This is a genomic window from Nitratireductor basaltis (genome assembly GCF_000733725.1).
GTDB classification, from domain to species: Bacteria; Pseudomonadota; Alphaproteobacteria; order Rhizobiales; family Rhizobiaceae; genus Chelativorans; species Chelativorans basaltis.
The window spans coordinates 2,016,074-2,034,831 of record NZ_JMQM01000001.1; the positions used below are offsets into that span (position 1 = coordinate 2,016,074).

14 protein-coding genes are annotated in these 18,758 nt (G+C 61.7%); 6 read left to right on the forward strand and 8 right to left on the reverse strand.

The annotated features are described in order from the left end of the window. Positions 1-138 precede the first annotated feature (138 nt). Positions 139-1,956: a monovalent cation:proton antiporter-2 (CPA2) family protein gene (locus tag EL18_RS09680; protein ID WP_036482320.1), complete on the forward strand. Its 1,818-nt coding sequence runs from the start codon at positions 139-141 to the stop codon at positions 1,954-1,956. On the opposite strand, the gene EL18_RS09685 is transcribed toward EL18_RS09680, so the two are convergent. The 3 genes from EL18_RS09685 to EL18_RS09695 form a co-directional block, all read right to left on the reverse strand. Beyond that, a complete protein-coding gene (locus EL18_RS09685; protein WP_036482323.1) occupies positions 1,957-2,817 on the reverse strand; it encodes a patatin-like phospholipase family protein in 861 nt (286 codons plus the stop codon). It lies immediately after the preceding gene. Between the two features lie 80 nt (positions 2,818-2,897). Then, positions 2,898-3,452 carry a 16S rRNA (guanine(966)-N(2))-methyltransferase RsmD gene (rsmD, locus tag EL18_RS09690; RefSeq protein WP_036482326.1) on the reverse strand — a complete coding sequence of 185 codons (555 nt, stop codon included), beginning with the start codon at positions 3,450-3,452 and terminating at the stop codon, positions 2,898-2,900. 24 nt (positions 3,453-3,476) lie between these two features. Then, positions 3,477-5,018, reverse strand: coding sequence for a pseudouridine synthase (locus EL18_RS09695; RefSeq protein ID WP_081871141.1), 1,542 nt, complete (start codon positions 5,016-5,018; stop codon positions 3,477-3,479). 98 nt (positions 5,019-5,116) lie between these two features. Here EL18_RS09695 and EL18_RS09700 point away from each other — a divergent pair, with 98 nt between their 5' ends. Continuing rightward, the gene (locus tag EL18_RS09700) at positions 5,117-5,548 is read left to right on the forward strand and encodes a nucleoside deaminase (RefSeq protein WP_036482328.1); all 432 of its coding nucleotides are present in this window, start codon (positions 5,117-5,119) and stop codon (positions 5,546-5,548) included. A gap of 19 nt (positions 5,549-5,567) precedes the next feature. Here EL18_RS09700 and EL18_RS09705 read toward each other — a convergent pair whose 3' ends face one another. From EL18_RS09705 to EL18_RS09720, 4 genes are all read right to left on the reverse strand, one after another. Further along, on the reverse strand, positions 5,568-6,257 hold the full coding sequence (locus EL18_RS09705) for a hypothetical protein (protein ID WP_341872059.1): 690 nt from the start codon (positions 6,255-6,257) through the stop codon (positions 5,568-5,570). Between the two features lie 112 nt (positions 6,258-6,369). Next, the gene (gene ileS, locus EL18_RS09710) at positions 6,370-9,282 is read right to left on the reverse strand and encodes an isoleucine--tRNA ligase (RefSeq protein WP_152553044.1); all 2,913 of its coding nucleotides are present in this window, start codon (positions 9,280-9,282) and stop codon (positions 6,370-6,372) included. 210 nt (positions 9,283-9,492) lie between these two features. Then, the gene (locus EL18_RS09715) at positions 9,493-10,497 is read right to left on the reverse strand and encodes a bifunctional riboflavin kinase/FAD synthetase (RefSeq protein WP_051913979.1); all 1,005 of its coding nucleotides are present in this window, start codon (positions 10,495-10,497) and stop codon (positions 9,493-9,495) included. 7 nt (positions 10,498-10,504) lie between these two features. Next, positions 10,505-11,365 (reverse strand): TIGR01459 family HAD-type hydrolase, encoded by an 861-nt coding sequence (locus EL18_RS09720; RefSeq protein WP_200875514.1) that lies wholly within the window; start codon positions 11,363-11,365, stop codon positions 10,505-10,507. 217 nt (positions 11,366-11,582) lie between these two features. Here EL18_RS09720 and EL18_RS09725 point away from each other — a divergent pair, with 217 nt between their 5' ends. The 4 genes from EL18_RS09725 to hisG all read left to right on the forward strand — a co-directional run bounded on the left by EL18_RS09725 (position 11,583) and on the right by hisG (position 16,990). After that, the gene (locus tag EL18_RS09725) at positions 11,583-13,397 is read left to right on the forward strand and encodes a pilus assembly protein TadG-related protein (RefSeq protein ID WP_036482331.1); all 1,815 of its coding nucleotides are present in this window, start codon (positions 11,583-11,585) and stop codon (positions 13,395-13,397) included. Between the two features lie 111 nt (positions 13,398-13,508). Next, complete coding sequence (gene hisS, locus EL18_RS09730) at positions 13,509-14,984, forward strand: histidine--tRNA ligase (RefSeq protein ID WP_036482334.1); 1,476 nt, start codon at positions 13,509-13,511, stop codon at positions 14,982-14,984. Between the two features lie 189 nt (positions 14,985-15,173). Then, positions 15,174-16,295: an ATP phosphoribosyltransferase regulatory subunit gene (locus EL18_RS09735; RefSeq protein ID WP_036482337.1), complete on the forward strand. Its 1,122-nt coding sequence runs from the start codon at positions 15,174-15,176 to the stop codon at positions 16,293-16,295. Further along, the gene (gene hisG, locus EL18_RS09740; protein WP_036482340.1) at positions 16,292-16,990 is read left to right on the forward strand and encodes an ATP phosphoribosyltransferase; all 699 of its coding nucleotides are present in this window, start codon (positions 16,292-16,294) and stop codon (positions 16,988-16,990) included. The genes EL18_RS09735 and hisG overlap by 4 nt, the downstream gene beginning before the upstream one ends. Here hisG and EL18_RS09745 read toward each other — a convergent pair. Next, a complete protein-coding gene (locus tag EL18_RS09745; RefSeq protein WP_036482343.1) occupies positions 16,980-18,749 on the reverse strand; it encodes a TRAP transporter permease in 1,770 nt (589 codons plus the stop codon). The genes hisG and EL18_RS09745 overlap by 11 nt on opposite strands. Positions 18,750-18,758 lie beyond the last annotated feature (9 nt).

The window sequence follows — 18,758 nt, forward strand, 5'->3', positions numbered from 1 at the left end:
ATGCGCGAGAAGCGCGGGACAGATTGAAACCATCCATTTATGGTTCAATGCTGGCAAGCGCAATGCTCGCCTGATGAAGGAACCGGGACGGCGCGTTGCGGTTCCGCTGCCGACAATGAAGATGATGCGAAGGGTCTCATGGAAGAAGCAAGCCACAGCCTGACCTATTGGGAACCCCTGCTGCTGCTGTTCGGCGCCGTCCTTGGGGCCACGCTTTTCAAGCGCCTGGGGCTCGGGACCATCCTCGGCTATCTCATGGCCGGTGTTGCGATCGGCCCCGTTGCACGGCTCATATCGGATGGCGAGGAGCTTCTTCACGTTGCCGAGCTTGGTGTGGTTCTCCTGCTTTTCATCATCGGCCTGGAACTCAATCCCTCGCGACTCTGGGCCATGCGCCGTGACATCTTCGGGCTCGGTTTCGCGCAGGTTCTGCTCAGCGGTGCCGTGATCGCGCTCATTGCCTCGTTCGGGCTTGGCCTGTCGTTCCAGGCGTCGATGATCATCGGCTTCGGCCTTGCCCTCTCCTCCACAGCGGTGGCCGTACAGTCCATGGAGGAACAGGGCGTGCTCAACCGGCACTACGGGCAGACGGCATTTTCGATCCTGCTCTTCCAGGACATTTCGATCGCTCCACTGCTGGCACTCGTGCCGCTGCTGTCACCCGGCGGTGAAGGTGTCGAGGCAATGAGCCTGGCAAGCTTCGGCATAGCCATTCTGGCGGTTGCGGCTCTCATCCTTTGCGGGCGCTACATCCTCAACCCGATGTTCCGCCTCATTGCCAGTTCGGGCGCACGGGAAGTGATGATCGCAGCCGCCCTGCTGGTGGTGCTGGGTTCTGCTTCCCTGCTTCAGGTGGCCGGACTTTCGATGGCGCTTGGCGCCTTCATTGCCGGTGTGCTTCTGGCCGATTCCACATTCCGCCACGAATTGAGCGCCGATATCGAGCCGTTCAGAGGCGTGCTGCTCGGCCTGTTCTTCATGGCTGTTGGTCTTTCGCTCGACCTGAACGTCGTTCTCGCGAACTGGCTCATCATTCTCATCGGCGTGCCAACGCTGATCATGACCAAGGCAGCCCTGCTTTACGGCCTCTGCCGGATATTCGGCAGCAGCCACGATGATGCAGTGCGCGTGGCAGGCCAACTGCCTCAGGGCGGTGAATTCGGCTTCGTCCTGTTCACGGCAGCCTCTTCCGCGCTCATATTCTCGAACGAAACAGCATCGCTCCTCATCGCGATAGTCACGATTTCCATGGCACTCACGCCCTTGAGCGTTGCACTGGGCGAACGCCTTGTGAGTGAGGACGATCCCGACGAGATGGAGGAGGATTGGGATGGTGCGGGCGCTGACGTGATGATGATCGGCTTTTCGCGCTTCGGCCAGATTGTCTCCCAAACCCTGCTTGCCGGCGGCAGCGATGTGACCATCATCGACCATTCCGCCGCACGCGTACGACTGGCCGAACGCTTTGGATTCCGGATCTATTTCGGCGACGGGCGCCGCCGCGAGGTGCTGGAGGCGGCGGGCATTCGCGATGCGAAGCTGGTTGCCGTCTGCACGAACGGACGCGCATCAACGGACGCTATCGTCGAGCTCATCAAGACGGAATATCCGCATGTGAAGCTCTATGTGCGCTCCTACGACCGTGCCCATACGCTGTGGCTTCGCCAGCGCGATGTGGATTACGAGATCCGCGAGACGCTGGAGTCGGCCCTGCGGTTCGGACAGGAATCACTCGAGGCGCTTGGCACGGACACCATGACCGCCGAGGCCATTACCGAAGATGTGCGCAGGCGTGACGAAGACCGTCTTTCGATCCAGGCTGCGGAAGGGCTTACGGCCGGCAATGAAAAGATGCATACGCGCCCGGTTCTGCCGGAGCCGCTCATCAAGCCATCGCGGGAAAGCCGGCTCCTCAATCCAAAGGATGAGAAAGAGGCCGAAAAGCAGGCGAATTGATCAGGCGGAGTGCTTTGCGGCTGTCGTGAAGGCAGCATCAATCGCACGTTTGAGTTCGTCCTTCAGCCCGGCCGTCTCCTCCATGATCGCGTTGATCTTGAGGAAGTCCAGCACGCGGAAACGGGACACCGGCGGCCGTAGCAGGATGTCGGGACGGCGGCTTTCCAGCTTCATTGCGATGATCGATTGCATCATGAGCTGTGTCGCGCCGAACATCATCTCCACCGTCGTCGGCACCTTGGCGCTGGTCTTGCTTGGTGCGCCGACCACGTCGATTGCAATGACCAGGTCGGCCTTGCCTTCGAGAATGTCGAAAGGCACGGGATTGTAGATGCCGCCATCGATCAGCAGGCGACCATCACGCTCGACCGGGCAGAAAATGGCGGGAAGTGCCGCGGAGGCTGCAAGGCTTGAGACGAGATCGCCTTCAGACAGAACCGCAAGGCAGTGGCCGTAGTAATCGGTGGCGGTTACGTGAAGCGGTATCTTCAGCTCCTGAAACGTCTCTGGGATCGCTTCTGGAAGAAAGGCGCCCACCACGCGCGGCGCGTTGAACTGGCCAAGGCGTAGGCCGCTTTCCATCATCTCCGAGAAGGTGGCCGGGCGCGATCGCCAGACGCGGGCAAGCACCTCTGCGCGGCGTGACAGGATGGAGCGGGCATGTTCTTCGATATCCTTGCCGGACAGGCCGGACGCCATGCCCGCGCCCATGATGGCGCCGATGGAGGAGCCGGAAATGGCGGTCGGCCGCAGGCCCAGCTCGTCCAGTGCCTTGATCGCATGAATATGCGCCAGACCACGTGCGCCACCGCCACCAAGAGCCAATGCGATGCTGGGAGTGCTTCCGCCTCTATTGCTCACGCGCGCGTCCTTGCTTTTCGATCTGCCTGCAGGATCTAGCGCAGGAAGATTAACACGTCTTGTCGTCACCCGCAGACTTGTCAGGCAAGTCCGCAGAAGGCGAGCGTCGTGCCTGAATAGTCGCGCCGCTCGTGCAACACGAAACCTTCAGGCGGCTGGAAGGGAGTGTCCGCCCCTTCTTCCACCACGACAAGGCAGTCTTGCGTCAGCCAACCGCCCTCGCGCGCCGTCGCCAGCGCCTGTTCGCCGTAGCCCTTGCCATAGGGCGGGTCGGCGAAGACGAGATCGAATGGCTGGATCGTGCCTGCAGCACCAAGCCGCGTTGCATCGCGGCGAAAGATCTTGGCCACGCCCTGAAGGCCAAGCGCCTCGATGTTCTCGCGGATGATCGCGCGGGACGACACCGCTTCCTCTATGAACAGCGCGTAAGAGGCGCCGCGCGAGATGGCTTCGATGCCGAGCGCACCCGTGCCTGCGAAGAGATCGAGCACGCGGGTGCCGTCAAGACATTCGGGATAACCGTGATGGAGGATGTTGAACAAAGCCTCCCGCGCCCGGTCCGTGGTTGGCCTGACGGCGTTGTCGCCTGGCGAAACCAGCCGCCTGCCTTTGAGCTTTCCACCTACGATGCGCATGCCGCCCTGCCCCTCACGCCCAGATCAATCGCGGTCGCGCTTGCGTCCACCACCGGATGGCTTGCCGCGAAATGACGGCTTGCCGCCAGGTCCCTTGCCGAATCCCGGCTTGCTGTCCGGCCTGCCACGCTGGGAGCGTTCGGTCTGGCGCTTCGGACGTGCTTCCGCAGCTTCCATCTCTTCCTTTTTCTTCTTGCCTACGGGACGGGCACCGGGTGCCATCCAGACATTGGAAGAGCGGCTGCGCGGCGTATAGGCTTCCGCCTTCTTGCCACCGCCACGCTTGTCGCCTCGGCTGTCTCCATCACGCGGAGGACGGCCGGGCTTGGTCTGCAGGCGGTCACGCAGTTCCTCGCGACGCTCCTCGCGCGCCTTCTTGCGGTTGAATGGCTTGCGCCCCTCCTCGCGCTCATCGCCGGAAGGCTGCTCCACCCGTGGCTTGCGCTCCGCCTTGACCGGCTTGTTGGAGAAGGGCGTGGCGATGGGAGCGTCGAGATTGGCGCCGGCTTCTTCCAGAAGCCGCTCGCCAAGCTGGTCGCGCAGCATCTTGCCCTTGATTTCCTGGACCGCACCTTCGGGAAGCGCGCCCAGCTGGAAAGGACCATAGGAAACGCGGATGAGGCGCGTTACCTCGAGGCCGATTGCGCCGAGCACGTTCTTCACTTCGCGGTTCTTGCCTTCGCGCAGGCCGACCGTGAGCCAGGCATTGGTGCCCTGCTCGCGGTCCAGCGTCGCCTCGATCGCGCCGTAGAAGACACCATCAACGGCAATGCCATCGGCAAGACCGGCAAGTGCGGTCGTGTCCACCTTGCCGTGCACGCGCACGCGATAACGGCGCAACCAGCCGGTGGCGGGCAGCTCCAATATGCGCTTCAAGCCGCCATCATTGGTCAGAAGGATCAGACCTTCCGTATTGATGTCGAGCCGACCGACCGTCATCAGACGCGGCAGACCGTCAGGCAGTATGTCGAAAAGTGTGCGCCGACCCTCGGGATCGTGACTGGTCGTCACCACGCCGGAAGGCTTGTGGAACAGGAAGAGGCGCGTGCGCTCGATTGCGGGGAGCGGGTTGCCATCCACCTCGATCCGGTCCCGGTCGGTCACGTTGAAGGCGGGACTGTCGAGGAGCTTGCCATTCACGGTCACACGACCGGCGGTGATCATCTCCTCGGCCTCGCGGCGCGAAGCCACACCTGCACGTGCCAGACGCTTGGCGATGCGCTCGGCCTCGCCCGTCGACTTTGCGTCAGCACCCGCATCCTTCGTCGCAAGTTCCGCGCGCTCGCGCTTGCCGGGTCGTGGCGGGTTCTTCTTCCAGTCCCGCTTCGGCTTGTCAGGATTGGGGCGGCTGCCATGGGGGCGCTCGCCCTTGGGATGTTCGCTGCGCGCACGCTCGCCGCGCGGCGCATCAGACCGTTCACCCTTTGCTGCCGACTTGAAGCGGGGCTTTTCGCCATCACGCTTCTTGAAGTCGCCGCCCTTGAAGCCTTCACGCTTGCCACCCGGCCTGCCTTCAGGCTTGCCGTTTTTGCGCGGGCGTTCTTTGTCGTTTCTGTCGTTCTTCATTGTGGCATTTGCCTTTCGAGGCGGCTAGGTATCAAGTCGTTCAGCGGCTTGCGAGTGAAAAATTGAGCTTTTTGCGCCCCGGTCAAAGTCAAAGCCCCATGGAAATCGCTCTTGCGGAAGCACGCGCTGCGGCTTCTCGCGGCGAGGTTCCGGTTGGTGCTGTCATCCTGCGCGCCGGGGAAATAATCGCGCGCGCCGGCAACCGCACCCGTGAACTCAACGACCCGACCGCTCATGCGGAGATACTCGCCATCCGCGCCGCGTGCAATGCGCTTGATGCGGAACGGCTGAACGATGCGGATCTCTATGTCACACTGGAACCGTGTGCGATGTGTGCGGGCGCGATCTCCTTTGCCCGCATCAGGCGGCTTTATTTCGCTGCCAGCGACCCAAAGGGCGGCGGTGTGCGCCATGGCGGCCGCTTCTTTTCGCAGCCGACCTGTCATCACGCACCGGAAATCTATGACGGCATCAATGAGAGCGAGGCGGCTCAGTTGCTGACCTCGTTCTTCCGTGAGAGGCGGGACTAGGCCGCCTCTACCCACATCCTTACATCCAAGGGATGAGACGGCGCAGACCGCCCGTATTTTCTGCCGTGGCCTTGCGGCGCTTGCGCTCTTTCTTCGACTCATCCTCGCCCAGTTCGCCCACGGGCGCGGTTGCGGCTGGCTGACGATAGTCGACTGGCGGCTCGCTCAGATAGCGACGCGTGTTGGGACTTCCCTGCCGGGCCAGTGCCTTGCGGCGCTCGATTTCCGCCTGCTGCTCGGCACGCGACAGCGGAGAGACGGCAGGGCCGACCTTGTCATCGCTATAGTTCACATCGCGCACGATGTTCGGGCGATAGAACTGGTTGTTCTGGTTCTCCGTCGCTTCGGCGCGTATGCGTGCCAAGCGCTCCTCGGGCGATTCCGGCCATGCGGGATTGGCTTCGGCGACATCCTCCTGCGGGGGCGGAAGCACTTCCGTGGATGGCGGCTTCACGATGCCGGGGCGCGGCGCGTAGGAAATGTTCTGCTTGTTCTTCGGCGCAAGCGACAGCGCGCCGGTAACATCTTCCAAAAGCTGCTGTTCCGCCGGCGTGCCCGTGCCATAGGTGGTGCCGGCGCAGCCGGCAAGCGCCAGCAGGGAAACGAGGCCAAGACCGGCGCCGATACGGCCGATCTGCATTTCGCCGCGAAGTTTCATCAGGTCGAACTCCTGTCTGGGCGGATAGCGCGATGCTGAACCTTCGCCCATTACTCAAGCGCCACGTGTATAGAGCATAGCTTATGGCAAAAAAACGTCCCGCCGCTCTTTTTACAGAAGCGGCGGGAGCGAAGCAACGGGCGCGTTGAGGCGATTGGCTCGCCTAAACCCGGCCCAGCGCCTTCAATTCGCGCAGCGCTTCGGCGTCGCGAGCGGAGACATCGGGGAATTCGGGATCCACACCCACATCATCCGTGTAGCGCCAGGAACGGGCGCATTTTTCCCCACTGGCGCGACGGAAGACGACGGCAACATCCTTCACATCTTCCGAGACGAACGCATCGGCAGGCGCAGCATCATCGCGGATCTCGATACCGGAGGTGATGCAGATTTCGGCCATGTCGCGGTCGGCGATGGCTTCGCGCAGGCTGGCATCCGTCACATGAACGACAGGCGAAGCTTCGAGAGACGAGCCGATAACCTTGTCCTTGCGCTGGATCTCCAGGGCGCCGGTCACGGCACGGCGGACCTGGCGGATCTTGCGCCATTTGCCGGCCAGCGCCTCGTCCTTCCATTCCGACGGCACGGTCGGGAACTGCTCCAGATGCACCGACTGACGATCGGGATAGCGTTCAAGCCATGCCTCTTCCGTCGTGAAGGGGATGACCGGTGCCAGCCATGTCACCACGCAATCGAACAGCTTGCGCACCACCTGGAGCGAAGCCTTGCGGCGGATGCTGGAGGGGGCGTCGCAGTAGAGTGCGTCCTTGCGGATGTCGAAATAGAAGGCCGACAGTTCGATGACCATGAAGTCGAGCAACTGACGCACGACGCGCTTGAAATCGAAATTGTCGTAGCCTGCACGCACCACTTCATCGAGCTCGGCAAGGCGATGGAGCATCAGGCGCTCAAGCTCCGGCATCTCGGCCACCGGCACATCCTCACCTTCGTCATGGGCCAGCGTGCCGAGCATCCAGCGCACGGTGTTGCGAAGCTTGCGGTAGGCATCGACATTGGTCTGGATCACGTTCTTGCCGAGACGCTGATCTTCCCAGTAATCGGTGGTGGCCACCCACAGGCGCAGGATATCAGCACCCGACTGGTTGATGATCTCCTGCGGGACCACCGTATTGCCGAGCGACTTCGACATCTTGCGGCCGTCCTCGGCCATGGTGAAGCCGTGGGTGATGACCGTGTCGTAAGGCGCGCGGCCACGCGTGCCGCAGCTTTCCAGAAGCGAAGAGTGGAACCAGCCGCGGTGCTGGTCGGAGCCTTCAAGATAGACGTCGGCCGGCCATTTCAGGTCCGGGCGATCCTCCAGCGTGAAGGTGTGGGTGGAGCCGGAATCGAACCAGACATCGAGGATGTCCATAACCTGGGTCCATTTGTCCTTGTCGTCGCGGCCTTCAAGGAAGCGATCCTTGGCACCATCGGCGAACCAGGCATCAGCGCCTTCGGCCTCGAATGCTTCCAGAATGCGCCTGTTGACGGTCTCGTCCTGCAGGATGTTGCCGTCTTCATCGGCAAAGACACAGATCGGCACGCCCCATGCACGCTGGCGCGACAGCACCCAGTCCGGGCGGTCCTCGATCATGGCGCGCAGACGCGACTGGCCGGCAGACGGTACGAAGCGTGTCGTATCGATCGCCTTCAGCGCGCGCGATCGCAAGGTCGTGCCGTCCCCCAGTTCCTTGTCCATATAGACAAACCACTGCGGCGTGTTGCGGAAGATGACCGGCTTCTTGGACCGCCAGGAATGCGGGTAGGAGTGCTTCAGCCGCCCGCGCGCAAAGAGCATGTTGCGCTCGATCAGCGCCTCGATCACGGCCTTGTTGGCGTCGCCCTTCTTGCCCTTGTCGTCGATGACGCGTGCCGGACCACCCTCACGGTCCGGACCGAAGCCCGGCGCGTCCTTGGTGTAGTAGCCTGCATCATCCACGGGGAAGGGAATGGACGGGTCGATGCCGCGCGCTTCGAGTTCAGCACGGCCGTCCATCCAGGCGTCAAAGTCTTCACGACCATGGCTGGGTGCGGTGTGCACGAAACCCGTACCGGCGTCGTCGGTCACGTGATCGCCTGCCAGAAGCGGAACGGGGAATTCGTAGCCGCCGCCAAGGCCCTTGAGGGGGTGGTCGCAGACCATGCCTTCAAGCAGGTCGGCGGGCACATCGCGCAGACGCTTATACTCAAGCTTGGCCTTGGCAAAGCTCTCTTCTGCCAGCGCATCCGCGAAAATGAGCTTCTCACCCGCCTGCGGGCCGAAGTCGTTTTCCGCTGCCGTTACCTCGAAGAGCCCATAGGCAATACGCGGGGAATAGGACACCGCGCGGTTGCCGGGGATCGTCCAAGGTGTGGTCGTCCAGATGACGACATGGGCGTCGCGCAAATCTTCATTGCCGACCACCGGGAACTTCACCCAGATGGTGTCGCTCTCATGGTCGTGATATTCCACCTCGGCCTCAGCCAAGGCCGTGCGCTCGACGACCGACCACATGACGGGCTTGGAGCCGCGATAGAGCTGGCCGGACATGGCGAATTTCAGAAGCTCGCCGGCGATGCGGGCTTCCGCGTGGTAGTCCATGGTCAGATAGGGCTTTTCGAAGTCGCCGACGACGCCGAGGCGCTGGAACTCCTCCGACTGGATCTTGATCCAGTGGCTGGCAAATTCACGGCATTCCTTGCGGAACTCGTTGACCGGCACCTCGTCCTTGTTCTTGCCCTTGGCGCGGTACTGTTCCTCGATCTTCCACTCGATCGGCAGGCCGTGGCAGTCCCAGCCGGGCACATAATTGGCATCATAACCGCGCATCTGGAAGGAGCGGGTGATGATGTCCTTCAGCGTCTTGTTGAGCGCATGGCCGATATGGATGTTGCCATTCGCGTAGGGCGGACCGTCATGCAGCACGAATTTCTCGCGGCCCTTCGCGTCTTCGCGCAGGCGCTTGTAGAGATCCATCTCGCCCCAGCGCGCGACGATTTCCGGCTCCTTCTTGGGCAGGCCCGCGCGCATCGGGAAATCGGTCTGTGGCAGATTGAGGGTCTTTGAGTAATCGAGCTTTTCGGACGTGTCGGTCATGGTCTCGCCGTGAGAATGCGAAGGCATCTGAGCCTCGCCTGTGCCGTTCTCGCAGGCCGCCATCAGCCTGCGCGCGCTAATCCCGGACCTTCCGCAGCCCTCAGGCCGCCGGGAAGGCCGGGCCAATAATTCGTATGAAATTCGTCTTGTGGCCGGCGCGGATAGTCATGGCCCGCGCTTTTAGCCGAGGCTTGACCAAGAATAAAGCCTTCATTGCCACGCTTCAGCCCGGTTGAACGCAATCTCCAGATCAAGTGGAGACAGAGGTTCGACATTCTGCAGAAAAGCCCGCGCCTCTTCTTCATCACGCTTCATCTGCTCGGTAAGCGCATCGAGCCCGTCGAATTTCGCTTCGCCACGCTGAAACGCGAATAACGACACTGCGCAAGTCTCGCCGTACAGATCCCCTTCGAAGTCGAAGAGATAGGTCTCCAGAAGCGGCGCGCCGTCTTTGTCCACCGTGGGGCGGCGGCCGAAACTGGCGACACCATCGTAAAGGCTGCCATCGGCCCGGCGGAAGCGCACGGTATAGATGCCGTGAGCCAGACTGACGGCAGGCGAGAGCGCCATGTTGGCGGTCGGAAAGCCCAGAGTGCGGCCAAGCTGCTTGCCGCCAATGATCTCCGCCTCGACCGTATAGCGATAGCCCAGGAGCCCGTTGGCCTCAGGCAATTCTCCCTGTCCCAGCAATTCGCGGATACGACTTGAAGAGATGACACTGCCGCCCTCATCGCCGAATGCTTCGACGACAGTGACGCCGAAGCCACCCGCCTCTCCGGCCCAGCCTAGCGTTTCAGGCGTGCCGCCGCGCGCCTTGCCATAGTGAAAATCAAAGCCGGTAACCACATGCCCCGCACCGAGACCTTCAACCAGGACCTTCTCGACGAACTGTTCTGCGGACAGTCCGGAAAAAGCGCTGTCAAAGGCCTGCTCGACCACTCCATCGAAACCAAGTGCCTGCAGGAGATGCGCCTTGGCGGGTGCCGGTGTCAGCCGGAACAGCGGGCGATCAGGCTGGAAGAAGGCCCGGGGATGTGGTTCGAAGGTGAGCGCGATTGCGGGGCGGTTCTCGCGACCGGCAATTTCAAGTGCAGCCTCCAGAACCGCCTGATGCCCGCGATGCACACCGTCGAAATTGCCAATGGCCACGACGCCGCCGCGCAAATTTTCAGGCAGTGCATCAAAGCCGCTGATGCGTTCGATCCGTGCGCCCACGCAGCACCTATCTCAGCCGGTGGATGCTGGCAACGGGATGCAGGGCGTGCTTTTCAAAGAAAGCGCCAAGCTTAGCAGTGTCCGGCTTGCCATCCACATTGTAGTCAGCGCCATGGATGCCGGCAGTGACAAAGAGCACGTCGAGCCCTGCATTCACGCCGCCCTTCACGTCAGTCAGAACGCCATCGCCGATGGCGAGCGCTTCGGACCGGTCGAACGTCGTGCCGGCGATTTCACCCGCAGCCTGCATCGCCGCCTCATAGATCGGCGCGAACGGCTTTCCGGCAATCAGGGTACGCCCGCCCAGAAGACCGTATTCGCGCGCCAGGGCACCGGCGCAGTAGATGAGCCTGTCACCACGCTCCACCACGATGTCCGGGTTGGCACAGATGAAAGGCAGGTCGCGCGCGCGCAGGCGCTGCAAGATTTCGGCGTAATCCTCCGGACCTTCGTTCTCGTCATCCTCAAGGCCCGTACATACCACGCCTGATGCTTCGAACTCCTCGACGAGTTCAACATCCAGCCCGTCATAGAGCATGGTGTCGCGCTCCGGACCCAGGTGGAATATGCGGCGCGGACCCTCCTCGATCAGCTTGCGGGTCACGTCACCGGAGGTGATGACGCGGTCCCATGCATCCTCGCGCACGCCGAGTCTTCCAAGCTGCTCGATGACCAGCGGATGCGGACGCGGGGCGTTGGTGATGAGGATGACCACCTTGCCGGCTTCGCGCATGCGCGCCAGCGCTTCCACAGCGTCGGGAAAGGCCGACACGCCGTTGTGAACCACGCCCCAGACATCGGAAAGAATGACCTTGTAGGGGTCGGCAATCTCTTCCAGACGGTCGATCATCTTCACGTTTTCGGCCATCGGTTCTCCATCGGGTAGGCGGCTTTCAGGATGCGGCTCAGCCATTAGCCCATGGGCGCGGCCATGTCACCCGTCTTCACTCCCGTGCGGCATCGAGACAATCGCAGCTTGCGCATTAACCTTTCATCCACCAGCAGGCGAAGTTCTCCGGCGCGATTAACCAGTTCCTATAAGAGAAGGTCGATCTTTTGGGGCAACGATATTGGGGGTTAATGCCATGTTGCTCAAATTCCTGCGGGACGAGCGCGGAAACTACGCGATGCTGACAGCAATCGCCATGGTTCCCATCATGGGATGTCTGGCGGTTGCCATCGACTATACCGAAGCCAGCCGTCAGCGGCAGGCAACGCTGAACGCGCTTGACGCAGCCGGCATTGCCACGGCTGTCGAGATTTCCAAAGGCGCCAGCGACGCGGAAGCGGAACAGTTCGCCCATGACTTTTTCCTCGCCAATCTCGGCCCGGTAAAACCTGAAAACACCGAGCTTGACGTCGACCTGCCGGACATGTCCACCGGCGGCGGAACGCTGGTGCTGACGGCTGATCTCAAGTTCAAGCCCTATTTCTATCCTGCCTTTCAGGCCCTGCGCAAAGTTTCCGGTTCCGGCGAGACCGACATGGCCTTCAGCGCGCGCAGCGAAATTCAGCTGAAGAACACGATCGAGGTGGCACTCGTTCTCGATAATTCCGGTTCCATGGACTACAAGGGTTCCGGCTCCGGCAAGAAGCGCATCGACCTGTTGAAGGAAGCGGCGAAGGAACTGGTCAGCACGCTGTCCAAGCAGGCCGGCTCCATGAAACAGATCAACGCACCTGTGCAATTCGGCGTGGTTCCCTTCGCCGCATCCGTGAATGTGGGAGCGAAGTACAAGAACGCGTCCTGGATGGATACCGAAGGCCGGTCTTCCAGCCATCACGAGAACTTCGACTGGTCGGACATGTCCAGCGGCAACAAGCGGGTGGAGAAGGAAAGCGGCGTCTGGAAGAAGAAGGGCAATGGCTGGCCGGTAACCGAGCGCGACAAGCCCGTTTCCCGATTCAGCGTTTTTGATGCCACCATGTACCACTCCTGGGCCGGCTGCGTTGAGATCCGCCCCGGCAAATATGGTCTGAGTGATGCGGTGCCTACCACTTCCAACCCGGATACGCTCTTCGTACCGATGTTCGCGCCCGACGAGACCGATGAAACCTGGTACTCACGCCCCGCGAACAACAACTGGTGGAAGGATTACGACTACAGCAAGGACATCGACGACCAGGCGCGGATGAAGAAGTATTTCGATCCGACCAAGGCACGCCTTGACCCCCGCACGCTCGGTCCTGGAAGAGGTCCCAACCTCTCCTGCACGACAAAGCCGATTACGCCGCTGACCGATGTGGCGACGAAGGACGGCCTGACTACGATCGAGAAAGCGATTGACGAAATGGAGGCAGGTGGCGCCACCAATGTTCCCGATGGGCTTGCCTGGGGCTGGCGTGTGGTTTCCGGGCCGGAGCCTTTCAAGGCACGTCCAGAATCGGAGCGTGGCAATGACAAGGTTGTCATCGTTCTGACGGATGGTGCGAACACCTATTATCGTCCCGATTCCATCACTGCACAGGAGTATTCGGGTTCTTATTATCGCTATGGCGGCAATGATCTGGCGAATAATGAATCCATCTATTCAAGCTTCGGCTACGCCAGGAACAAGGACGGCAAGAGCCGCATCTTTGAGGATACGAGCGTCAACAAGTACGATTTTTCCAACGACAACTACTCCAAGGCCATGAACGACAAGATGGCCGAGGTGTGCAGGAACGCCAAGACCGACGGCAACGTCATCATCATGGCCGTTGCGCTCGATCTCGATGAAAGGGACAAGACGGACAAGGCGCAGATCGACGGCCTGAGAGACTGCGTTTCCACGTCTCGCTTCCGCACCGATGGCAATGGCAATGCCGCCAAGCTGTTCTGGAACGCGACGGGTGCGAACCTATCGGAGAAATTCAAGGAAATCGCCGACGAGCTCTCCAATCTGCGCATCGTCAGCTAGGAACCCATGCGCGGCAGGCAGAAGGCTTGCCGCCCTCACCCTTATCGGTTAGACCAGCCGCGCCCTTTCCCGGGCGCGGTTTTTCACATTTTCAGGCGGAATTTCGAGATCATGGCGAACAAGGCAAGCAAGGTTAAGGCACGGCTCCCGCGCGGCTTTGTCGACCGCCATCCCGCCGATATCCGCGCCGTCAACGAGATGGTCGAGAAGATCCGCGCCGTCTATGAGCGCTACGGCTTCGATCCCATCGAAACACCGCTGATGGAATATACAGACACGCTCGGCAAGTTCCTGCCCGATCAGGACCGTCCGAATGAAGGCGTCTTCTCCATTCAGGACGATGACGAGCAGTGGATGAGCCTGCGCTACGACCTGACCGCGCCGCTGGCGCGCCATGTCGCGGAGAATTTCAACGATATCCAGCTTCCCTACCGCACCTATCGCGCGGGCTGGGTGTTCCGCAACGAGAAGCCAGGCCCGGGCCGCTTCCGCCAGTTCATGCAGTTCGACGCCGACACGGTCGGCGCACCGTCGGTCGCGGCGGATGCCGAGATGTGCATGATGATGTCCGATGTCATGGAAGCACTGGGCATTGCGCGCGGTGACTATGTCATCCGCGTCAACAACCGCAAGGTGCTCGACGGCGTGATGGAAGCCATCGGCGTCAGTGACGAAACGCAGAAGCTGACTGTGCTGCGTGCGATCGACAAGCTGGACAAGTTTCCAGTCGAGGAGATCGTGTTGCTGCTCGGGCCCGGCCGATGGGACGGCGGCAAGGAAGGTGAAGGCGACTTCACGCCGGGTGCGGGACTTGATGCCGACAAGGCGCAGATCGTTCTCGACTATGTTGCGGGCAGGAACAGCTCCATCGAAAGTGATTTGTTCAAGTCCGGCCTAGCCGAACTGGGCGAGATCGAGAACCTTATCCGCGCTGCCGGTTATGAAAAAGACCGCATCCTCATCGATGCCTCCGTCGTGCGCGGGCTCGAATACTACACCGGCCCGGTCTTCGAAGCCGAACTCACCGCAGAAATCCCCAATGAGAAGGGCGAGATCGTTCGCTTCGGCTCGGTGGGCGGTGGTGGCCGTTATGACGGGCTTGTCTCGCGCTTCCGCGGGCAGCCTGTTCCCGCAACCGGTTTTTCCATCGGCGTTTCGCGCCTGATGACGGCGCTGAAGAATCTCGGCAAACTTGGGCAGGACGAGGTTCTGGCACCTGTTCTCGTCACCGTCATGGATGGCGACATGGAGGCCATGGCGAAATATCAGGCCTTCACGCAGAAGCTGCGCAATGCGGGCATCCGCGCCGAGATGTATCAGGGCAACTGGAAGAAGTTCGGCAACCAGCTCAAATATGCCGACCGCCGCGGCAGCCCGCTGGCCATCATCCAGGGCGCGGATGAGCGCGCGGAAGGCGTGGTGCAGATCAAGGATCTGATCGAGGGCAAGAAGCTCTCCGCCGAGATCGAAAGCAACGAGGAATGGCGCGCGAGCCGTCCGGCGCAATTCTCCGTCAAGGAAGACGAGCTGGTGGAAGCGGTTGTTCGTGTGCTTGAGGAGCAGCTGCAGGAACGGGATGGGGTTTGAGGTGAGCGGCTTGCAATACCCCCCTCTGCCCTGCCGGGCATCTCCCCCACAAGGGGGGAGATCGGCTGCATCTGAGTGGGGCACCAATCCTGAGACCGGTCGCGCGGCAGCAAAGCTGCGTAATCTCCCCCCTTGTGGGGGAGATGTCCGGCAGGACAGAGGGGGGTGCCTGGGCACCAGCGCTGCCACATGACCCACCGCTACCCCACCTTCGCCAATGACATTCTGGCATTGTTTGCCGAGCGCGAGGCGCAGCTTGCGGATATTGGCATTATCCAGCCAGCCGACCCCTTTCTCGACATGGCGGGCGAGGATTTGCGCCGGCGCATATTCCTGACGGAGAGCGAGACGGGCGAGACGCTTTGCCTGCGGCCCGAATTCACCATTCCGGTTTGCCGTGACCACATTGCTGCGCGGGCGAAGACGCCACAGCGCTATGCCTATCTGGGCGAAGTGTTCCGTCAGCGCCGACAGGGTGGCGCCGAATTTTTCCAGGCGGGTATCGAGGATCTGGGCTCGGACAACCGTCCGCAAGCCGATGCGCGCTCTCTGGCCGATGCGCATGCGCTCCTCGAGCGGCTTTTGCCGGGCCGTGCCCCTGCCGTCACAATGGGTGACCAGGCGCTTTTCGAGGCGGTGCTTTCCGCGCTCGGACTTCCATCGGGCTGGCAGAAGCGGCTGGCGCGTGCCTTCGGTGCGCCGGGGCTCTTGAAGGCAACACTCGATGAACTTACCAATCCGCCCAATGGCGGCAGCCTGCCTGCCGAGCTTGCGGAGCTGGTAGCCTCGGGTGATCACGACGCACTTGTGGCCCATATCGCCGATCAGATGGAAGGTGCCGGGCTTTCGCCATCTGCCGGTCGCACGCCGCAGGAAATCGCCGAGCGCCTGATCGAGAAGGCGGCACTTGAGCGGGTACGGCTTTCCGACGATGCGCTCGCTGCATTGCGCAAATTCCTAGCGCTAAAAGTGCCGCTCTCAGAAGCCATCGCAAGGTTGGAAGCGTTCGCGGGTGAAGCCGGTCTTGTGCTTGATGAAGCGCTTGCCGGATTTTCCGCCCGTCAAAAGGAGATCGAGGCGGCCGGTCTCGGCTCTGCCAGCATCACCTATGATGCCTCCTTCGGTCGTCCACTTGACTATTATACCGGCTTCATCTTCGAGATCACGGTCGAGGGCGAGAGCCAGCCGCTGGTCGGTGGCGGGCGCTATGACCGGCTTCTGACGCTGCTTGGCGCGCCCTTCCCCATTCCCGGCATTGGCTTCTCGGCATGGCTGGACCGCATCGAGACCCTGCGGGAGCGCGCATCATGAGCATCACCCTTGCCCTGCCCTCCAAGGGCCGCCTGAAGGACAAGACGATCGAGCAGCTTGCCGCTGCGGGTTTTCATGTGAAGCTGCCGGAAAATGACCGGCGCTATCAGGCTTCGATGGAAGGGCGTCCGGAGATCGAGGTCGCGTTTCTGTCAGCTTCCGAAATTGCACGCGAGCTCGACAAGGGCAGCATTGATCTGGGCGTAACCGGCGAAGACCTCGTTCGCGAAACCATTCCCGACTGGGAAGCCAAGGCAGAGATTGCCGCCCGGCTCGGCTTCGGCCATGCCGATGTGGTGGTCGCCGTGCCCGATGTGTGGTTTGACGTCGAGACCATGGCCGATCTTGACGATGTGGCCGCCGATTTCCGCCATCGTCACGGTCGTCGTCTGCGCATTGCCACGAAATATTGGCGCCTGACGCAGCAGTTCTTTTCCCAGAAGCATGGCATCCAGGTCTATCGCATCGTGGAAAGCCTCGGTGCCACCGAAGGCGCGCCGGCGGCGGGGTCTGCCGATATCATCGTCGATATCACCTCGACCGGCTCGACGCTAACGGCCAACCATCTGAAAGTGCTGGAAGACGGCGTGATCCTGCGTTCGGAAGCCTGCCTGGTGAAGGCGAAGAAAGCGCGCGACGAAGATGACGCGGCGCTGGTCGCCTCCATCTGCGAGGCGCTCAACGCTAAAGGCTGAGTGGTACGAAAAGCAGGATCAATCCGCCTGCGATCAGCCCGGCACGCACTGCACCGCCGAAGCGTGCAATGAGGCCATAGGAAATAGCACCCAGCGCCAGCGCCACCTTTGCGCCTGCAAACAGGGCGGCCAACGGTGCCGTGGCCGATGCCAGCAGCATCGGATTTGCGATCATGGCCGGCGGGATCAGGTAGAGCCCGACGCCCAGTGCCATTGCCGTGAAAGCGACCTTCAGCCAATCCTCGCCAACCATGCCCGCCGCAATGAAGACAGCACCACAGACGGGCGGCGTGATGGTGGACAGAAGCGCGAACCAGAAGACGAAGAGATGAGCCTCCAGCGGCTCCAGACCAAGCTGTGTCAGCGCCGGGCCTGCCACGGACACGCAGATGACATAGGCGGCGGTTGTCGGCACTTCCATGCCAAGGATCAGGCAAGCAATCGCCGTCAAAAGCAGGGACGGCCACAACATGCCCCCCGCGCCCGACAGGATGAGCGAGGTGATCTTGACGCCAAGGCCCGTGATCGAAAGCACGCCGATGACGATGGACGCGCATAGAATGATGGAAGCAATGAGCGCGACCTGACGCGCGGCGGTGATCAATGCGGTTTCGAAACGGAGCAGAGCCTCACGCGCGGAAAAACGCAGCGCACCGTTGAAGAAGAGCAGCACTGCTCCTGCCAGGATGGCAAGGCTTGCGGCATATTGCGGCGTGACGCCCGCCACGAACATGCCCCAGAGCAGGACCGTGAACGGCACGAGGAAGAAGGCCGAAGTGATGATCACATCGCGCAGTGCGGGAGCCTGATCCGCTGGCAGGCCCTCAAGCTTGTAGCGGGTGTTGAAGGCGTTCACGCCGATCCACACGGCGAAGAAATAGAGGATTGCCGGCAGGATGGCTGCGGCCATGACGGCGGTGTATGGCGTGCTTGTCAGCTCCACCATGACAAAGGCGCCCGCGCCCATGAGCGGCGGCATGATCTGTCCGCCCGACGATGCGACGGCCTCGACGGCACCCGCCAGTCGCTTCGGATAGCCAAGCTTCACCATGGCGGGAATGGTGATGGCGCCGGTCGAGGCGACATTGGCGGAAGCGGAACCGGAGATCGATCCGAACAGCGCTGATGAAATGACGGAAACCTTGGCAGCCCCACCCTTCAGCCGACCTGCCGCGGCTGCGGCGACATTCATGAAGCCCTGCCCCGCCTCCCCCGCATTGAGCACGGCTCCGAAGATGACGAAAATGGAAACGGTCGAGACGGAAATGCCGGTCAGGCTGCCCCAGATGCCGCCTTCCGCAATGGTAAGCGTGCCGAGAAAGGATGTGAGTGGGGTTCCCGAATGGCCGAATTCGCCGGGAATATGCTGCCCGAAAAGGCCATAGAGCAACATGATGGCGGCAACGATGGGCAAGGCCCAGCCGATAGCGCGACGCGCGGTTTCCAGAACCACGAGCAACAGGATTGCCGCAATGGCAATCTGAAATGGGCCTTCAAGAAAGCCATATTGGTCGCCGAGGCTGTTCTGGTTCAGCGCGACCCACAGACTTGCAGTGATGCCAGCAAGAGCAAGCGCAATGCCCGAAATGAGTTTCAGCCAACCCATTTCCTGCGGCACGAACACAAGCACCCAGGGCAGGATCAGCGCCATATGCAGCGGCCGGCTTACAAGGTTCGGCACGAGCCCGGAAAAGACCAGCGCGAGATGATAGGCGACGAGCAGGCCCGCAAGGGCGGCCAGGGCGATGCGCTTGGTCATGGCAATGCT